A 19380-nucleotide genomic window follows, 5' to 3' on the forward strand; every position below is an offset into this window, starting at 1 on the left:
TCCCGGCTCGGGAACGGCTAAGCTAAACCCATTCAGACATCCTTTAATGATCCGTCCTGTGAGACGGGGAAGGAGGTCGGCATTTGGCGCACATTGTGCTCACTCAGGCTGACATCACCCGCGCGTTGACTCGAATCTCCCACGAGATCCTGGAGTCCAATCGCGGCCCGGACAACCTCGTCATCCTCGGCATTCCGACCCGCGGCGTCATTCTGGCCCACCGGATTGCCGAGATCATCCAGCGGATCGAACCGGCCGCGACCCCGGTGCGGGTCGGTTCCCTGGACGTGACGCTGTACCGCGATGACCTCGCGCACGGCCGCACGCGCACCCCCTCGCGCACCCAGATCCCCGGCAGCATCAACGGCGCCACGGTGGTCCTCGTCGATGACGTGCTCTACTCGGGGCGCACCATCCGCAGTGCTCTGGATGCGCTCGGCGACCACGGCCGCCCGAACATCGTGCGGCTGGCCGTGCTCGTCGACCGCGGGCACCGCGAACTGCCGATCCGCGCTGATTTCGTCGGTCGCAACCTGCCAACGGCTGCCGACGAGCGCATCAACGTGCACATCGACGAGGTCGACGGCGACGAATTCGTCTCGATCGACGGGCGGAGTGAGCAATGAGGCATCTGCTCTCGACCAAGGACCTCGCCCGCGATGAGGTCATCAACCTGCTCGACATTGCCGAGGACATGGCGGATGTCGCCCAGCGTGAGGTCAAAAAACTCCCGACCCTGCGCGGCAAGACCGTCGTCAACCTGTTCTTCGAAGACTCCACCCGCACCCGCATCTCGTTTGAGGCCGCCGCGAAGCGGCTGAGCGCCGATGTGATCAACTTCAGCGCCAAGGGATCCAGCGTCTCCAAGGGCGAAAGCCTCAAGGACACCGCGCAGACCCTCGCCGCGATCGGCGCCGACGGCGTCGTCATTCGCCACCCGGCCTCCGGCGCCCCCGCGGTGCTCGCCGCCAGCGGATGGATCGATGCCGGCATCATCAACGCCGGCGACGGTACCCACGAACATCCCACCCAGGCGCTGCTCGACGCCTTCACCATCCGACGCCGCATCCACGGAGCGGCATCCCGCGGCAAGGGACTCGATGACGTCACCGTCACGATCGTCGGCGACGTGCTGCACTCCCGCGTCGCCCGCTCCAACCTATGGCTGCTCACCACCCTCGGCGCCGAGGTCACGTTCGTCGCCCCGCCGACGCTGCTGCCGAGTGATACCTCGCTCTGGCCCGCCCGGTTCAGCTTCGACCTGGACGACGCCATCGATGCCGGCCCGGATGTGGTCATGATGCTGCGCATTCAGACTGAACGGATGAGCGCGGCCTTCTTCCCCAGCACCCGCGAGTACTCCCGGGTCTGGGGGCTGGATGACGCGCGATTCGGTCGGCTCGGTCCGGCTAGCATTGTTATGCACCCCGGCCCGATGAATCGCGGTCTGGAGATCTCATCCGCGGCGGCCGACTCCGCCAACTCGACCGTGCTCGAACAGGTCACCAACGGCGTCTCCGTGCGAATGGCCGCGCTCTACTTGCTCTTATCCGGTGACCGGAAGGAATCGAAGAATGCCGATTGACGGAATTGCCCAACGCTGGCTCATACGCGGGGCGACCCTGCCGGACGGCACGAGCACGGACATCCGTTTGGATGGTGCGCGCATCGCTGAGCTGGGAACCGGACTGTCCCAGAGCGGCGCGAGCGTGATCGACGCCGACGGCCTCGTAGCGTTGCCCGGCCTCGTCGACCTGCACGCTCACCTGCGTGAACCCGGGTACGAGCACAGCGAAACCGTGCTGAGCGGCAGCCGTGCCGCTGCCCGGGGCGGGTTCACGAGTGTGTTCGCCATGGCCAACACTCTGCCGGCCCAGGACACCGCCGGGGTGGTCGAACAGGTGCTCGCGCTCGGCGAAAGCGCCGGCTACGTCGACGTTCAGCCGATCGGCGCGGTCACCGTAGGGTTGGCCGGCAAACAACTCGCCGAACTGGGTGCCATGGCGTCGAGTCGGGCCAGGGTGCGGGTATTTTCCGATGACGGATTCTGCGTCTCGGACCCGCTCCTCATGCGTCGCGCCCTCGAATACGTCAAGTCCTTCGACGGCGTTATCGCGCAGCACTCCCAGGAACCACGCCTGACCGAAAAAGCCCAGATGAACGAGGGCGCCCTCTCCGGCGAACTCGGCCTCGTAGGCTGGCCGGCCGTCGCCGAGGAATCGATCATCGCCCGCGACGTACTCTTGGCCGAACACGTCGGCTCCCGCCTGCACGTCTGCCACGTTTCCACCGCCGGCTCCGTCGACGTCATCCGCTGGGCCAAGGCCCGCGGCATCCAGGTGACCGCCGAGGTCACCCCACACCACCTGCTGCTCACCGAAGATCTCGTGCGCGGCTACGACGCCCGATTCAAGGTCAATCCTCCGTTGCGCAGCCGTGAAGACGTCGAAGCGCTGCGGGCCGGACTTGCCGACGGCACGATCGACATCGTCGCGACCGACCACGCTCCGCACCCGGCCGAAAGCAAGGACTGCGAGTGGGATGCCGCTGCCAACGGCATGGTCGGGCTGGAATCAGCCCTGTCGGTCGTGCACGCCGCGGTCGTCGCGAACGGAATGCTCAACTGGTGCGACATCGAACGCGTGCTGTCGCGCGCGCCCGCTCAAATCGGCCGGATCACCGGTCAGGGCAAACCGATCGCGGTCGGGTCGCCGGCCGAACTGACCCTGTACGACCCCGCTGCCACCCGCGTCTTCGGTCGCGCCGACCTGTCGGGCACGAGCGTGAACTCGCCGTACCTGTCGATGACGCTGCCCGGCGAGGTACGGGCGACCTTCCACCGCGGCTACGCCACGGTGCTCGACGGAACTGTGCAGGGCGAAATCGCGCGCAGCAGCCTCGAAATAGCCGGCCACGCGCGCGGAGTCCCCACCCATGGATAGGTCCATTCCCACCATCATTACGGCGCTCTTTCTGCTGGGCGTACTCGTACTGATGTGGCGCAGCTGGCACAAGCGCAGCCAACGTGACCGTACGCTCACGGCCGGTTACCCCCGGCCGGAGGGCGGCGCTGCCGCCGACGTGTTGGCGACCGCCGAGGCCTATTACGTGGCCACGACCCCGCGGGACGCCCCGCTGGAGCGACTGGCCATTCCCGGCCTGGGTTTTCGGGCCCGCGCCGCCCTGACCGTGACCGCGCAGGGGATCACCCTCGACCTAGACGGCAACGCGCCCCTGTACATGCCCGGCGACGCCATCGACCAGGTCGGTGCAGCGCAGCTCGCCATCGATCGCGTCGTCGAAACCGACGGGCTGGTTCGCCTGAGCTGGCGCCTGAACACGCCCGGCACCGACCGCCGCGACGTTGACAGCTTCTTTCGCATCATCGACCCGAACGATAGAGCCCGCCTCATCGATTCGATCCGAACCATTACGGCCCCGGCCCATCAAGACGAAAGTGAGGCCTGACGTGCCCGACTCGACCGCACCAGACCAGGCAGAAGCATCCGTTGCACTGACCTCCACCTTCTTGGTGACCGACAAGCCCGGCCCGGCCGTGCTCGTGCTCGAAGACGGCCGCCGCTTCGTCGGCCGCAGCTACGGCAGCGAGGGACAGACGCTCGGCGAGATCGTCTTCGCCACCGGTATGACCGGCTATCAGGAAACCCTGACCGACCCGTCCTACGCCGGTCAGATCGTGCTGATGACCGCCCCGCACGTGGGCAATACCGGTATGAACGACGAAGATATGGAATCCAGGCAGATCTGGGTGGCCGGCTTCATCGTGCGCGAACCCGCTCGGATCGCCTCAAATTTTCGCGCCACCCGCACCCTCGACGATGACCTCGAAGCAAACGGCGTCGTCGGCATCAGCGGCATCGACACCCGTGCGATCACCCGCCACATCCGCTCGGCGGGCGCCATGAAGAGTGGAATCTTCTCGGGCGACCTGTTCGGCCTGTCCGACAGCGAGCAGCTCGAACGCGTGCTCGGTGGCGCTGCTATGCGCGGCCGCAACCTGTCGCTCGAGGTCTCGACCGTTGAACCCTTCTCCATTCCCGCACAGGGCGAACGCATCGGCTCTGTCGCGGTGCTCGACCTCGGTGTGAAGACCAGCACCCTCACCTATCTCGCCGAACGGGGCTTCGAGGTGCTCGTCCTTCCGCAGTCGGTCACCGCCGAACACGTTTTGTCGCTGAAACCCTCCGCCCTGTTCTTCTCGAACGGACCCGGCGATCCGGCCGCTTCCGACGCCCACGTGGATCTGCTGCAGGAAGTACTCCGTGCGGGCATTCCCTACTTCGGTATCTGCTTCGGCAACCAGCTGCTCGGCCGTGCCCTCGGTTTTCGCACCTATAAGCTGCCGTTCGGGCATCGTGGTATTAACCAGCCGGTTCTCGACAAGACCACCGAGCGGGTCGAGATCACCTCGCAAAACCACGGCTTCGCCGTTGATATGCCGATTGAGGGCGTGCATGACTCTCGCACCGGATTCGGTCGGGTCGAGGTGAGCCACTACAGCCTCAACGACCAAGTGGTCGAGGGCATCCGCTGCCTCGATATCAACGCTTTCTCGGTGCAGTACCACCCGGAGGCCGCCTCCGGCCCACACGACGCCAACCACCTTTTCGATCGATTCAGAGACGTTGTTCTGGCTGCGCAGTCAGCCGTTGCAGGAGAAACCAAATAATGCCCAAGCGCGACGATATCAACAGTGTTCTTGTCATCGGCAGCGGCCCGATCGTTATCGGCCAGGCCTGCGAGTTTGACTACTCCGGCACCCAGGCCTGCCGCGTGCTGCGCGAAGAGGGCGTGCGCGTCATCCTCGTCAATTCCAACCCGGCCACCATCATGACCGACCCCGACTTTGCCGACGCGACCTACATCGAACCGATCACGGCCGAAATTCTTGAGACGATCATCGCCAAGGAACGACCGGATGCGATTCTGCCCACCCTGGGCGGGCAGACTGCGCTCAATGCGGCGATCCAGCTGCACGAACGCGGAATCCTCGAAAAGTACGACGTTGAGCTGATCGGGGCGAGCTTCGACGCCATCAACAAGGGCGAAGATCGCATGATCTTCAAGCAGCTCGTGCTCGACGCCGGCGCCGACGTAGCCCGCTCCTTCATCGCCAAGACGGTCGAGGAGGCCGTCGGCTACGCCGAAGACCTCGGCTACCCGCTCGTCGTACGCCCCTCCTTTACCATGGGGGGCCTCGGCTCGGGCTTCGCCTACACCGAGGTGGAACTGCGCCGCATCGTCACCGACGGCCTGCACCACAGCCCGACCACCGAGGTTCTGCTCGAAGAATCCATCCTCGGCTGGAAGGAATACGAGCTCGAAATGATGCGCGACACGGCCGACAACACGGTCGTCGTCTGCTCCATCGAAAACGTCGACCCGGTCGGTGTGCACACCGGCGACTCGATCACCGTCGCCCCCGCGCTGACCCTGACCGACCGCGAGTTCCAGCACCTGCGCGACATCTCAATCGACATCATCCGCGCCGTCGGCGTCGACACCGGCGGCTGCAACATTCAGTTCGCCATCAACCCGGCCGACGGCCGGGTCATCGTCATCGAGATGAACCCGCGCGTCTCGCGCTCGTCCGCCCTGGCCAGCAAGGCGACCGGCTTTCCGATCGCCAAGATCGCCGCGAAGCTGAGCCTCGGCTACCGTCTCGACGAGATTCCCAACGACATCACCGGCGTCACCCCGGCGAGCTTTGAACCGACCCTCGACTACGTCGTGGTCAAGGTGCCGCGCTTCGCGTTTGAGAAGTTCCCGGCTGCCGACCAGCGACTGACCACGACCATGAAGTCGGTCGGTGAGGCGATGGCCATCGGGCGCAGCTTCGCTTCCGCTTTGCAGAAGGCCCTTCGCTCGTTGGAGAAGCGCGGATCGAGCTTTCACTGGGGCGAAGAAACCCGTTCTGTTGACGAACTGCTCGCCGCCGCCGAGATTCCCACCGACGGCCGCATCGTCACCGTGCAGCAGGCCCTGCGCCGCGGCGCGACGATCGACCAGGTCTTCACCGCGACCAAGATCGACCCGTGGTTCATCGACCAGATCGTGCTGATCAACGAGATCTCCGAGCAGGTCCGGGCTGCCGACCGCCTCGACCGTGACGTGATGATCCTCGCCAAGGACCACGGCTTCTCCGACGCTCAGATCGGGCAGTTGCGCGGTTTCGGCGAAGCGGATGTCCGCACCGTACGTCACATTCTCGGCGTGCGTCCGGTCTTCAAGACCGTTGACACCTGTGCGGGGGAGTTCCCGGCCCTCACGCCGTACCACTACTCCAGCTACGACGACGAGACCGAGGTTGTGGCCAGCGACCGCCGCAAGGTCGTCATTCTCGGCTCCGGACCGAACCGCATCGGCCAGGGCGTCGAATTCGACTACTCCTGCGTACACGCCTCCTTCGCACTGTCCGAGGCCGGCTACGAGACCATCATGATCAACTGCAACCCGGAGACGGTCTCCACCGACTACGACACGAGCGACCGGCTCTACTTTGAACCGCTCACGCTCGAAGACGTGCTCGAGGTCATCTACGCCGAGAGTCAGAGCGGCGAAATCGTCGGTGTGGTCGTGCAGCTTGGCGGCCAGACCGCCCTGAGCCTGGCCCGCGGCCTCGAAGCGGCCGGTGTCCCCATTCTTGGTACCACCCCCGACGCCATCGACCTCGCCGAGGAACGCGGACTGTTCTCGAAGATTCTCGACGACGCCGGCCTGCTCGCGCCGCGCAACGGCACCGCGATCGACTTCGGCGGCGCCGTCGTGGTGGCCGAAGAAATCGGCTACCCGGTGCTGGTGCGTCCGAGCTACGTGCTCGGGGGCCGCGGCATGGAGATCGTCTATGATTCCCCCTCACTCGCGGACTACTTCACCCGCATGGCCGGGCAGGGAATCATCGGCGCTGGGCATCCGCTTCTGGTCGACCGCTTTCTTGACGACGCAATCGAAATCGACGTTGACGCCATCTATGACGGCCACGAGCTGTACATCGGCGGCGTCATGGAGCACATCGAAGAGGCCGGCATCCACTCCGGGGACTCGAGCTGCACCCTGCCGCCGGTCACCCTCGGTCGCGCCGAAATCGACCGGGTACGCGAAGCCACCCTCGGCATCGCCCGCGGTATCGGCGTGAAGGGCCTGCTCAACGTGCAGTTCGCCATCGGCGCCGGCGTGCTCTACGTACTCGAAGCCAACCCGCGCGCCTCCCGCACAGTGCCGTTTGTGGCCAAGGCCCTCGGCATCACGCTGGCCAAGGCCGCAGCGCTCATCATGGTCGGTTCGACTATCGCCGAACTCAAGGCCGCGGGCAAGCTACCGCTCATCGACGGCTCCCGGGTGCCGATCGAATCGCCGGTTGCTGTGAAGGAAGCGGTGCTGCCGTTCAATCGGTTCCGCACCCCGGAGGGCCTCGTCGTCGACTCGATCCTCGGCCCGGAGATGCGTTCCACCGGCGAGGTCATGGGCATCGACCGTGACTTTCCGCGGGCCTTCGCCAAGAGCCAGCTCGCTGCGTACGGGGGAATCCCGCTCTCCGGCACCGTCTTCGTGTCGGTCTCCGACCGGGACAAGCGCTCGATCATTCTGCCGATGCTGCGCCTGCAGCAGCTCGGCTACGACATCGCCGCAACCATCGGCACCGCCGAGGTGCTGCAGCGAAACGGGATCCGCGCGCGCGTGGTGACCAAGTTCAGCGAGAAGGCGGGGGAGGACGACGTCTCAATCGTCGAACTCATTCGCCGCGAAGAGATCCAGATCGTCATCAACACCCCCGGTGGCAGCACCGCCCGGGCCGACGGGTACGAGATTCGCGCCGCCGCCGTGGCCGGAGACCTTCCCCTGTTCACCACGATCGCCGAGCTCAGCGCTGCGGTCGCCTCGATCGATTCGATTCGCGACGGGTTCGAGGTGACCTCGCTTCAGGAATACGCCACGGCCCGCACGGCCTTACTGTGAACGGCGGCACTGCTGTGAACGGCGGCCCTGCGACCGTGCTGTCCTTCGGTGAACGCCTCGAGCGGGTGTTCGCCGAGAGCGGCCAGCTGTGCGTCGGCATCGACCCGCACTCCTGGCTGCTCGACGATTGGAACCTGCCCGACACGGCTGCTGGAGCCGAGTCCTTCGGTCGCATGGTCGTCGCCGCTGCCGCCGGCCGAGTCGGCATTGTCAAACCGCAGGTCGCTTTCTACGAACGATTCGGCTCGGCCGGCTTCGTCGCCCTCGAACGCGTGCTGGCCGATGCCCGGCAGGCCGGCCTGCTCGTGATCGGCGACGCCAAGCGTGGCGACCTCGGCACGAGCGCCCTGGCCTACGCGCAAGCCTGGCTCTCGTCCGGATCTCCGCTCGAAGTGGATGCCCTCACCCTCGCCGCGTACATGGGCGTCGGTTCGCTCGACTCGCCACTCACCCTCGCGGCTGCGAACGGCAAGGGAGTCTTCCTGCTCGCTGCGACCTCCAACCCGGAAGCTGCCGACATTCAGCGGGCCATCGTCGCCGACGGGCTCTATGCCGGTTCGAGCGTCGCCCGCGCCATTCTGGACGACGTTGCGGATCGCAACGCGCGGGCAGCATCCGCTCGTCTGACGACCGGTCTGGGGTCGGTCGGCGTAGTGCTGGGCGCTACCCTCGACCTGTCATCATTCGGCATTGATCTGCAGGCAGCACCGACCGAATTTCGCACACCGGTGCTCGCGCCCGGCTTCGGACACCAGGGTGGGCATATTATGGATCTGACCTCGATATATGGTGGATACGCCGGAGGGGTTATCGTGAGTGAATCGCGCAGTGTGCTCTCGGCCGGACCCCACCGGATCGAAGAAGCCATTGAGCGCCGAGTAGCCGAAGTAGGTGCCGTCCGTGGCTGAAAACCGTCCCACCCCGCCCGAGGTTGATCGGGTGGCAGCGTCGCGCGCCGCCGTCGCGGCCCGTCGCGCCCGCGCCAAGGTCAAGGCGGATGTCGCCTCCGGTCAACGCACGGCGCTCGAAATTCTCGCCACGGCCATCGCCGACCCGATCGGGGTCGAGGGCCGCTTGAGAGTGACCGAGCTGCTCGTGAGTATCCCGGCGATCGGCGTCACAAAGATGCAGCGCATCATCCACCGCCTCGAAATCTCACCGTCCAAGCGCCTCGGCGGCCTCGGCCGGCACCAGCGCGATCGGCTCCGGGATTTTCTCTCCGAACGACCGACCCTGCGCAAGAACATCGCCGACTCCAAACTCATCGTTCTCGCCGGACCCACCGCGGTCGGCAAGGGAACCGTCGCCGGGTACATTCGGGAGAACTATCCCGACGTGCTGCTCTCCGTCTCGGCGACGACCCGGGCGGCACGCCCGGGGGAGACCGAGGGCCTCAGCTACTACTTTGTCTCCGACGAGGAATTCGACCGCATGGTGGAGGCGGGCGAACTGCTCGAGTGGGCCAAGGTACACAATGCCTACCGCTACGGCACCCCCCGCGGCCCGGTCGACGCGGCTATCGCCGCTGGCAACAGCGTGCTGCTCGAAATCGACCTGCAGGGTGCTCGCGCGGTGCGCCGAGCCATGCCCGAAGCCCGCCTGGTGTTTTTGTTGCCGCCGAGCTGGGATGAACTGGTGCGTCGGCTGATCGGCCGTGGCACCGAAGATTCGGCCGAGCAGGCCCGTCGGCTGGAGACCGCAAAGCTCGAATTGGCCGCCCAGGGAGAGTTCGATTATCGCGTGATGAACCACGATGTCGCCGAGGCCGCTCGCGAGGTCGTAGACTTGATGGAGATCCGCGCTGCAACGAGCCTGTCGTAGCGCCCGTTTCTGTTGAATTCATACGTGTATTACGACACGTATCCGCAAGCTCGCACAGGCCCCAGGCCGTGCTCTATTAGGAGTTGACACCAATGGCGAACAAGCCCACTGGCATCATTGACCCGCCCATCGACGACCTGCTCTCCAAGGTCGACTCGAAGTATGCCCTCGTGATTTTTGCGTCCAAGCGTGCGCGTCAGATCAACGACTACTACGCTGACCTGCACGAAGGCAGCCTGTTCGACAATGTCGGACCGCTCGTCGACTCGACCGTCGAAGACAAGCCGCTTTCCGTGGCCCTGCGCGAGATCAACGACGACAAGCTTGTTTCCCGCCCGATCGTTGAGGCCTAGCACACAGTTTTTTAAAGCGCGCAGGATGAAGACACCTCGCACGATCGTCGTCGGTATCACCGGCGGCATCGCAGCGTACAAGGCCGTTAACATTGTGCGCGCTTTTGTGTTGCACGGCGACTCCGTGCACGTCGTCGCCACCACGGCCGCCCTGCGGTTTGTCGGTAAGCCGACGCTCGAGGCGATCTCCCGCAATCCGGTGCACACCGACCTCTATGAGGGGGTCGCCGAGGTACGCCACGTGGCCATCGGCCAGGGCGCCGACCTCATCGTGGTCGCCCCAGCCACGGCCAACAGCATCGCCAAGCTCGCCGCCGGCCTCGCCGACGACCTGCTCGGCAACACCATCCTGGCCAGCACCGCGCCGCTCGTGATCGCACCAGCCATGCACACCGAAATGTGGAACAATCCGGCGACCATGGCGAACGTGGCCGTGCTGCGCTCGCGCGGCGTCACCATCGTGGGCCCCGGTGTCGGCCGTCTGACCGGCACCGACTCCGGCGCTGGCCGGATGGAGGAACCGGAGACCATCGTTGCGGTGGCCCTGGCCATTCTTGATCGGGAGCCGTGTGCGGGGGAGGCCGCGGCATCCGCGCGGCAGGATCTCGCTGGACGACACGTGCTGATCAGCGCCGGCGGTACCCGGGAACCGCTCGACCCGGTGCGGTACCTCGGCAACCGGTCCAGTGGCAAGCAGGGTGTTGCGCTCGCCCAGGCCGCGCTCGCCCGTGGGGCTCGGGTTACTCTGGTCGCGGCCAACCTTGAGGTGCCGGTTCCGACCAGCGTGTCGTGCGTGCTGGTGGGCAGCGCCCAGGAGATGCTGGAGGCCATGACGACGGCCGCTGCATCGGCCGACGTGATCATCATGGCCGCCGCCGTCGCCGACTACCGGCCGAAGAGCGTGCAGCTCGGCAAGATCAAGAAAAACGAGGTCGGCGACACCCTCACGCTCGAACTGGTCAAAAACCCGGACATTCTGGCCGGACTGTCCGCTTCCCGCAGACCGGGTCAGCAGATCATCGGCTTCGCTGCCGAAACCGAAGCGGATGCCGACCGGCTGATCGCGCTCGGCCGCGAGAAAATGGCCCGCAAGGGCTGCGACTTTCTAGTGGTGAACCGGGTCGGCGCGGACGCCGGTTTCGGCGCGGAACGTAACACCGTCACGGTGCTCGATCACGGCGGAGTTATAGTGAACGAGGCCTCCGGAAGCAAAATGTCGGTGGCCAATTGCATACTTGACCTGATCGGTTAGCCGCGGCTTCGACAGACCGGCACCACATTCAACTTCTACGTTTTTTATACGTAGATAATCAACATCTACAGAGACGGGCCAGATGAGCGATCTTCGCCTCTTCACCTCGGAATCAGTCACCGAGGGTCACCCCGACAAGATCTGCGACCAGATCTCCGACAGCATTCTCGATGCCCTGCTCACCGACGACCCGCACAGCCGGGTCGCCGTCGAGACCCTCGTCACCACGGGCCTCGTGCACGTGGCCGGCGAGGTCTCCACCGAGGCGTACGTCGAGATCCCGTTGATCGTGCGCAAGTGCATCACCGACATTGGCTACGACTCGTCGGACGTCTGGTTCGACGGCCGCTCCTGCGGTGTCGAAATCTCCATCGGCGGCCAGTCGCCCGATATCGCCCAGGGCGTCGACAATGCCTTCGAGACGCGCGAGCAGTCCAGCCTCGACGACTTCGATCGGCAAGGCGCGGGCGACCAAGGCATCATGTTCGGTTACGCCACGCGCGAGACGCCCGAACTCATGCCGATCCCGATCTGGATCGCCCACCGGCTGGCCGAACGCCTGGCCCTCGTGCGCAAAAACGGCGAGCTCGACTATCTGCGCCCCGACGGAAAGACCCAGGTCACCATCGGCTACGACGGCATCATTCCGCGTACGGTCGAGACCGTCGTGGTCTCGACCCAGCACGCGCCGTCCGTGACCACGGAGCGGTTGCGCGCCGAGGTTGAAGAGCTCGTGATTCGCCCGGTGCTCGCGGGCATCGACCTTGACTCGTCATCGCTGTCGACCCTGATCAACCCCACCGGCCGCTTCGAAATCGGTGGCCCGCAGGGCGACGCCGGCCTCACCGGTCGCAAGATCATTATCGACACCTACGGCGGATCGAGCCGACACGGTGGCGGAGCGTTCAGCGGCAAGGATCCGTCCAAGGTCGACCGCTCGGCTGCCTATGCCATGCGCTGGGTCGCCAAGAACGCAGTTGCGGCCGGCCTGGCCGAGCGCCTCGAGGTGCAGGTCGCCTACGCGATCGGCAAGGCCTCCCCGGTCGGACTCTACGTCGAAACCTTCGGCACCGGCGTACTGCCTGACAAGGAGATCACCGCGGCGATTCGTGCGGTGTTCGACCTGCGCCCGGCCGCCATCATCCACTCCCTTGACCTGCTGCGCCCCATTTACGCGCAGACGGCCACTTACGGCCACTTCGGCAGGGAGCTTCCCGACTTCACCTGGGAGCGCCTCGACAAGGTCGACGACCTGCGCAGCGCCGCCGGCCTCTGAACTCTGGCCTCATCATGACGCACACCGGCCTCGTCGCACGGGTGCTGATCGATTCCCCGCTGCCGCAGCTTGACCACCTGTTCGACTACGGCGTACCCGCCGAACTGGTCGGGCAGGTGGCTGTCGGGGTGCGGGTTAAGGTGCCGTTTCGCTCCGGTGGGCGGGTAGTCGACGCCTATGTGATCGAGCTGTTTGATCCTTGCATCGAGTCCGCTTCGACAACGGATGCCGCCTACCGGGGCGCGCTCAGCCCGCTTGACTCGGTCGTTTCCACGGCGGTCGTACTCACGCCGGCCGTCTGGAAGCTGGCGCGCCGACTAGCGGATCGGGCGGCGGGGAACGCGAGTGACATCATCCGTCTCGCCGTGCCGCCGCGCCAGGTGCGCGTTGAAAAGGCCTGGCTGGCGGCGCGGGCTGCTGCTGCCGTTGTTGTACCCGTTGCACGGGAGCCCGGTTTCCCGGCCGCTCCGGAGCCTGCCGTCCCGGACGCACCGGTTATGCCAGCCGCGCCTTCCGAGACCGCCGTTCCGATACCGCCACCCGCTTCGGCACCGAATCATCCGCTGGTCGAGCCTGTCCAGACCGCCATTCCGACACCATCGCCCGTCTCGATTGCCCTGGCGACTCCCGCGTTCGTCGGCTACCCGACCGGCCGCCTCGACAGCGTCATTATGGAGCACCACCGGGTTGCCGTCGCCGCGATCCCCGAACTCACGCAGCTCGACGACGGCACGACCATCGGCCGCTGGGCGCAGACCCTCGCCGAACTCGCCGTCGCCACCCTCGGTGCCGGGCAGAGCGCCATCCTCTGCGTTCCCGACTTTCGCGACCAGGACCAGGTGCAGGCCGCCGTGGCCCAGCTCGCGCCGACCCTGCCGCTGAGCCGCGTCGACGCCCGCCAGCCGAACCCCGACCGCTACCGCGCCTTCCTCGCCTGCCTGCAACCGGAACCGCGCATCATCCTCGGCAACCGCTCGGCCGTCTACGCCCCGGCGCAGGACCTGGGCCTCATCGCCGTCTGGGACGACGGCGACCCGCTCTACACCGAGCCGCTCAGCCCCTACGTGAACACCCGCGACGCGGCCCTGGTGCGTCAGCAGGACACCGAATGCGCCCTGGTCTTTCTCGGCCATTCGCGCAGCGTCGAAACCCAGCGACTGGTCGAGCTGGGCTACCTCGCCGACGTGAATCCGGCCGCCGGCCGGCACCCGCGCATTATCCCCACCGACTTTCAATCCGAGCCCGACCAGCAGACCCGCGCAGCCCGCATCCCATCGGCGGCGTGGCAAGCCGCCCGCGACGCGCTGGGCCACGGCCCCGTGCTCGTGCAGGTCGCGAGCCCCGGATATGCGCCCATGCTCGCCTGCCAAAGCTGCAAGAAGGCCGCCCGGTGCACGCATTGCCAGGGCCCGCTCGGGCTTAAATCGGCCTCGGCCGTGCCGTCCTGCCGCTGGTGCGGCGCACTCGCCGCCGGTTGGACCTGCGCTCACTGCGAGGGCACCAAGCTGCGTGTGGTGACACTCGGCACCGGTCGCACCGCCGAAGAACTCGGTCGCGCCTTCCCGGGGGCCCGGGTGATCGTCGCCGACGGCGACCACACCATTCAGACACTCGGGGCCGAGCCGGCCCTGGTCATCGCGACCCGCGGCGCCGAACCGGTTCCGACCGGAGGCTATCGCGCCATTCTCATTCTCGATGGCGAACGCATGCTCGCCCGGGAATCCCTGCGCGTTGGCGAGGACTGCCTGCGCTGGTGGGCCAACGCCGCCGCCCTCGCTGCCCCTGGCGCTCCCGTAATCCTCGCCGGAGTCGGCGGGGCGCTCGCCCGCGCGCTTAACGCCTGGCACCCGGATATCTTCGCGGCGAGTGAGCTCGCCGACCGCCGCCAGCTGCGGTTTCCGCCGGCAGTGCGCGTCGCCTCCGTCACCGGAACCGCCGCCGATGTCGACGCCGCCCTCGCCGATCTCGGTGCGGTGGCCGGCCTCGATGTGCTCGGCCCAGTCGACACCGAGGTGCCACTGGTTCGCGCGGTAGTTCGATTCGGCTATGCCCGCGGCGATGAGGTGGCCCATGCGCTCAAGGCCGCGGTCGTGCGGAACGCAGCCAAGCGCCGCAAGCCGAAGTCCGGTTCGTTCCAACCGGCACCTACACTTAAAGTTCGATTCGATGACCCGGAGCTGCTCTAAATGAAAATCGTCTTTGCCGGCACGCCCGAGGTCGCCGTACCCAGCCTCACGGCCCTGGCCGGTACCGATCACGAGATTGTGACCGTGATCACCCGAGCGGATGCCCCGCTCGGCCGCAAGCGCACCCTCACCCCGTCACCGGTCGCGCTGGCTGCCGCGGAGCGGGGGTACCCGGTGCTCAAGACCAACCGGCTCGACGCCGAGGCGACCGAGACTATCCGTGCCCTGCAGCCCGACCTCGGCGTCATCGTCGCCTACGGCGGAATCGTGCGCGAACCACTGCTCTCGGTGCCGCGCCTCGGCTGGATCAACCTGCACTTCTCCCTCCTGCCGCGGTGGCGGGGGGCATCGCCGGTTCAGCGCGCCGTGATCGCCGGGGACAAGCTGACCGGTGCTGCCGTGTTCCAGTTGGTCGCTGAGCTCGATGCCGGTGCCGTGTTCGGCAGCTTTTCCCAGCCGCTCGGAGCACATTCCACATCGGGAATACTTCTCTATGAGCTCAGTTTCAGCGGTGCCGAGCTGTTACGGTGGGTCGTGGCCGAGCTCGCGGCCGGTACCGCCCGGGCGGTACCGCAGACCGGCGCGGTCACCCTTGCCCCCAAATTGACGCGCGACGATGCACGCATCGATTTCGGCCAGCCGGTGGCATCCGTTTATAGCCGTATTCGCGGCGTGACCCCCGAACCCGGCGCGTTCACCACGGTGAACGGTGCCGTTCTTAAACTTCTCGAGGTCGCTCCGAGCGTCGACGAGCCGAACCTGCCTGCCGGAACTATTCTGCAGCGTGAAAAAACAGTGCTCGTGGGCACGCAGACCGAACCGCTGGTTTTGCTGCGCGTGCAACCGGCCGGAAAGACAGCAATGACAGCGAACGACTGGTGGCGCGGAGTGGCAGCAGAATCGGTGATCGCATTATGAGCGACGATCGCACGGGGGGAAGAGGCAATGCCGGCGCGGCGCGTTCTGGCACGGCCCGTTCTGGGGCAGCGCGTTCTGGCACGGCCCGTTCTGGCGGGTCGGCTGGCGACGGCGCCGCCGACTCTGCGTACTCCGGCGGTGTCCCGCGCGCGCGCCAGGCCCCGGCCGATTTCGTGCAGCCGGCCCGCCGCATCGCCTACGAGGTGATCGCCGCCGTCCGCGAATCCGACGCCTACGCGAACCTGTTGCTGCCGACCCGTATTCAGCGTGCCGCTCTCAATACAGCGGATGCCGCCCTCGCGACCGAGCTCACCTACGGCACCCTGCGCATGCAGGGCTTCTACGACCGCGTGATCGCCCTCGCCGCGAACCGTCCCGTCAGCGCGATCGATCCCGCAATTCTCGACGTGCTGCGCCTCGGCGCCCACCAGCTTCTCGCCACGCGGGTCGCCACCCACGCCGCGGTCAACGAGTCGGTCTCGCTCGCCAAGCAGGTCGGCTCGCGCTCCGCGACGGGATTCACCAATGGGGTGCTGCGCACCATCTCCCGCTCGAGCGCTGCGGAATGGCGCGATCTGGTGCTTGAGGGCTCGGTCAACGCCGATGACCGGCTCGCCGCTGAATTCTCCCACCCGGCCTGGATCGTGCGCGCTTTTCGCAAGGCTCTGCAGGCTGAGGGCCATGAAAGCGAGCTCTCGGACCTGCTCGCCGCCGACAATATGGCGGCCAAGGTCAACATGGTGGCGCTGCCCGGTCTCGCGACTGACGCTGATCGGGAACGCCTCGGCCTCGCCGACGAGTTCTCGCCGGTCGGTTTCGTGCTGGATTCCGGCGACCCGTACCATCTGGTGACCGCGACGGAAGGCCGCGTTCGGGTGCAGGACGAGGGCTCGCAGATCGCCGCCCTGGCGCTCAGCCGGGCGCGGCCCATCATGCCGGGGGAGCGCTGGCTCGACCTCTGCGCCGGCCCCGGCGGCAAGGCCGCCCTGCTCGCCTCCGAAGCACGCGCCGGGGGAGCCGTGCTCGTAGCGAACGAGCTCGTACCGGCCCGGGCAACCCTCGTGCGCACCGCCCTCGCGGCTCTGCCCGAAACGGTTCCGGTGTGGGAAGTGGATGGCACCACGATCGGCCAGACGCACCCGGACACCTTCGACCGCATTCTGCTCGACGCGCCGTGCACGGGCCTCGGCGCTCTGCGCCGCCGGCCAGAGGCGCGCTGGCGCAAGCAGCCCAAGGACGTTGCCGACCTCGCCGGTTTGCAGTCCGGACTCATCGACGCGGCCCTGCTCGCGCTCAAGCCCGGCGGCATCCTGGCCTATGTGACGTGCTCGCCGCACACCGCCGAGACCCGCGCGATCGTCGCCCTGGCGGTGCGCAAAGCCGGCGGAACCGTGACGGCGCTCGACACGGCTGCCGTCGTGCAGTCGTTCAGCGCCGCCAACCTCGATCTGCCCGCCGATACCGGCAGCGTTCAGCTGTGGCCGCACCGCCACGGCACCGACGCCATGTTCATCACGCTGCTGCAGCGCGCCCTCTAGCCTCGCGTCGGTGCTGTCGGCGCGCACCGATACAATTTACCTATGGCTGGATTGATTCGACAAAGCGACATCGAAGAGGTCAAGGCCCGTACCAATATCGCGGACATCATCGGCGACTATGTCACCTTGAAGTCCGCCGGTGTCGGCTCGATGAAGGGCCTCTGCCCCTTCCATGACGAACGCAGCCCCAGCTTTCACGTGCGTCCGCAGGTTGGCTTCTACCACTGCTTCGGCTGCGGCGAGAGCGGCGACGTCTATTCCTTTCTGCAGAAGATGGACCACGTCAGCTTCAGTGAGGCCGTTGAGCGGCTTGCCGGTCGGGTCGGCCTCGACCTACACTACGAAGACGGCTCCGGAGCGGCCCCTGACCACGGCAATCGTGCCCGCCTGCTCGCGGCCAACCAGGCGGCATCCGATTTCTTCATCGACCAGCTCGGCAGCGCGGGCGCTGAGGTCGGCCGGGCGTTTCTGGGGCAGCGCGGTTTTGACGCCAACGCGGCGACCCGGTTCGGCGTCGGGTTTGCGCCCAAGAGCTGGGACGAACTGACCAACCACCTCCGCGCCAAAGGCTTCACCACCGAGGAACTCACCTTGTCCGGTCTGGTCTCGAGCGGCGATCGCGGCATCTACGACCGTTTTCGTGGGCGCCTGGTCTGGCCGATTCGCGACATCACCGGGCAGACCATTGGCTTCGGAGCGCGCAAGCTGCTCGACGACGATAAGGGCCCGAAATACCTCAACACCCCCGAGTCCCCGGTCTACCACAAGGCTCAGGTGCTCTACGGCCTCGACCTCGCCAAGCGCGACATCTCGCGCAGTCACCAGGTCGTCGTGGTCGAAGGCTACACCGACGTGATGGCCTGCCATCTGGCCGGCATCACCACTGCCGTCGCTACCTGCGGCACCTCGTTCGGCGTCGACCACATTAAGGTGTTACGCCGCGTGCTCGGCGATGACTCCGGTGTCGGCGAAGTCGTCTTCACCTTCGACCCCGACGCTGCCGGTCAGAAGGCCGCCATGCGTGCCTTTAGCGAGGAGCAGCGGTTCTCCGCTCAGACCTACGTCGCGGTCGGCCCGGAGGGCCTCGACCCCTGCGACCTGCGCCTGCAGCGCGGCGATGATGCCGTCAGGAGAATGGTCGACGCGAAGAAGCCGATGTTCGAGTTCATGATTCGGCAGATCCTTTCCCAGTACAACCTCGACACGGTCGAGGGTCGCACGGCCGCCCTGCGTGCCGCAGCCCCCGTCGTCGGCGATATTCGCGACCCCGTGCTGCGCCCCGGCTACACCCGGGAACTCTCGCGCATGCTCGGTGTTGACATGGGCGAGGTCGCCAGGGCCGTCACCAACGCCCAGTCCGGAGCGCGCTCTTCGGCGCGCGGCGGGTCGAACGCTCCCCGGCATGCCGGCGCGGTCGAAGTGCTGCCGGAGCGCCCATTCTCGCTGGTCGAATTGCCCGGCGACCCGGTCACCCGACTCGAGCGCGACGGCCTCATGGCCATGCTGCAGCGCCCAACGCTGATCGGCCGGGACATCCTCGACAGCGCAGTGCAGACATCCTTTGCCAATACCTCGCTCGCGGTGGTGCGCGACGCGATCGCCTCGAGCTTGCCGCACTTCGAGGCGCCCGACTGGCTCGATCGCGTCGTCGCGGAGGTTCCGGACACCCTGAAGAACCTTGTTCAGGAGCTCGCCATGGCCAACCTGCCCGAGCGCACCGAGAAAGACGTCACCCGCTACGTGCGTGAGATCACCATCGTGCTCATTGACAAAGACCTGTTGCGCCTCAAGGCCGAATTGCTCGGCCGACTGCAACGAGCGGATGCCAGCGAGACCGAGATGTACCGCACGCTCCAGCGCGAACTCGTGCGCGTCGAGGCCGAGCGACGCGCCCTCCGCGACGAGTGAACCACGCGCAACTTCTGAGTCAGCGCATGAGCAACGACTTTGTTGCAGATACGTAAAGAAGCTGCGGCTGATCGTGGCTATCCGCGCATTCTGTGCTAATTCTTGGCTAACAGCAATGAACAGCTGCGCCCATTCTCGGGTTCTCCTGGTC

At 66.5% G+C, this 19380-nt stretch carries 15 protein-coding genes; all 15 read left to right on the top strand.

The features are described 5' to 3' along the window. Positions 1 to 83 precede the first annotated feature (83 nt). The 15 genes from pyrR (at position 84) to dnaG (ending at position 19229) form a co-directional block, all read left to right on the top strand. A complete protein-coding gene (gene pyrR / locus E3T31_RS10510) occupies positions 84 to 626 on the top strand; it encodes a bifunctional pyr operon transcriptional regulator/uracil phosphoribosyltransferase PyrR (RefSeq protein WP_134468674.1) in 543 nt (180 codons plus the stop codon). Continuing rightward, positions 623 to 1585, top strand: coding sequence for an aspartate carbamoyltransferase catalytic subunit (locus E3T31_RS10515; protein WP_134468675.1), 963 nt, complete (start codon positions 623 to 625; stop codon positions 1583 to 1585). The genes pyrR and E3T31_RS10515 overlap by 4 nt, the downstream gene beginning before the upstream one ends. After that, positions 1575 to 2942, top strand: coding sequence for a dihydroorotase (locus E3T31_RS10520; RefSeq protein WP_174844872.1), 1368 nt, complete (start codon positions 1575 to 1577; stop codon positions 2940 to 2942). Before E3T31_RS10515 ends, E3T31_RS10520 begins: the two co-directional genes overlap by 11 nt. Beyond that, entirely contained in the window at positions 2935 to 3468 is a 534-nt protein-coding gene (locus E3T31_RS10525; RefSeq protein ID WP_134468676.1) for a hypothetical protein, read from the top strand. Before E3T31_RS10520 ends, E3T31_RS10525 begins: the two co-directional genes overlap by 8 nt. A gap of 88 nt (positions 3469 to 3556) precedes the next feature. Then, entirely contained in the window at positions 3557 to 4690 is a 1134-nt protein-coding gene (gene carA, locus E3T31_RS10530) for a glutamine-hydrolyzing carbamoyl-phosphate synthase small subunit (RefSeq protein ID WP_134469247.1), read from the top strand. Then, positions 4690 to 7977 carry a carbamoyl-phosphate synthase large subunit gene (carB, locus tag E3T31_RS10535; protein ID WP_134468677.1) on the top strand — a complete coding sequence of 1096 codons (3288 nt, stop codon included), beginning with the start codon at positions 4690 to 4692 and terminating at the stop codon, positions 7975 to 7977. The genes carA and carB overlap by 1 nt, the downstream gene beginning before the upstream one ends. A 14-nt stretch (positions 7978 to 7991) precedes the next feature. Then, the gene (pyrF, locus tag E3T31_RS10540; RefSeq protein WP_241977829.1) at positions 7992 to 8885 is read left to right on the top strand and encodes an orotidine-5'-phosphate decarboxylase; all 894 of its coding nucleotides are present in this window, start codon (positions 7992 to 7994) and stop codon (positions 8883 to 8885) included. Beyond that, positions 8878 to 9798: a guanylate kinase gene (gene gmk / locus E3T31_RS10545; RefSeq protein WP_134468678.1), complete on the top strand. Its 921-nt coding sequence runs from the start codon at positions 8878 to 8880 to the stop codon at positions 9796 to 9798. Before pyrF ends, gmk begins: the two co-directional genes overlap by 8 nt. Positions 9799 to 9890: 92 nt before the next feature. Then, the gene (gene rpoZ, locus E3T31_RS10550) at positions 9891 to 10151 is read left to right on the top strand and encodes a DNA-directed RNA polymerase subunit omega (RefSeq protein ID WP_092107764.1); all 261 of its coding nucleotides are present in this window, start codon (positions 9891 to 9893) and stop codon (positions 10149 to 10151) included. A 25-nt stretch (positions 10152 to 10176) separates the two neighbouring features. After that, complete coding sequence (gene coaBC, locus E3T31_RS10555; protein WP_134468679.1) at positions 10177 to 11403, top strand: bifunctional phosphopantothenoylcysteine decarboxylase/phosphopantothenate--cysteine ligase CoaBC; 1227 nt, start codon at positions 10177 to 10179, stop codon at positions 11401 to 11403. A gap of 82 nt (positions 11404 to 11485) precedes the next feature. Continuing rightward, complete coding sequence (gene metK / locus E3T31_RS10560) at positions 11486 to 12679, top strand: methionine adenosyltransferase (protein ID WP_134468680.1); 1194 nt, start codon at positions 11486 to 11488, stop codon at positions 12677 to 12679. A 14-nt stretch (positions 12680 to 12693) separates the two neighbouring features. Further along, positions 12694 to 14865: a primosomal protein N' gene (locus tag E3T31_RS10565; protein WP_166788468.1), complete on the top strand. Its 2172-nt coding sequence runs from the start codon at positions 12694 to 12696 to the stop codon at positions 14863 to 14865. Next, complete coding sequence (gene fmt / locus E3T31_RS10570; protein WP_134468681.1) at positions 14866 to 15783, top strand: methionyl-tRNA formyltransferase; 918 nt, start codon at positions 14866 to 14868, stop codon at positions 15781 to 15783. It abuts the gene before it with no gap. Then, positions 15780 to 17321, top strand: coding sequence for an RsmB/NOP family class I SAM-dependent RNA methyltransferase (locus E3T31_RS10575; RefSeq protein WP_134468682.1), 1542 nt, complete (start codon positions 15780 to 15782; stop codon positions 17319 to 17321). Before fmt ends, E3T31_RS10575 begins: the two co-directional genes overlap by 4 nt. Positions 17322 to 17363: 42 nt before the next feature. After that, complete coding sequence (dnaG, locus tag E3T31_RS10580; protein WP_134468683.1) at positions 17364 to 19229, top strand: DNA primase; 1866 nt, start codon at positions 17364 to 17366, stop codon at positions 19227 to 19229. Positions 19230 to 19380: the final 151 nt, after the last annotated feature.

Source organism: Cryobacterium sp. TMS1-13-1 (genome assembly GCF_004403125.1).
Taxonomy (GTDB): Bacteria; Actinomycetota; Actinomycetes; order Actinomycetales; family Microbacteriaceae; genus Cryobacterium; species Cryobacterium levicorallinum.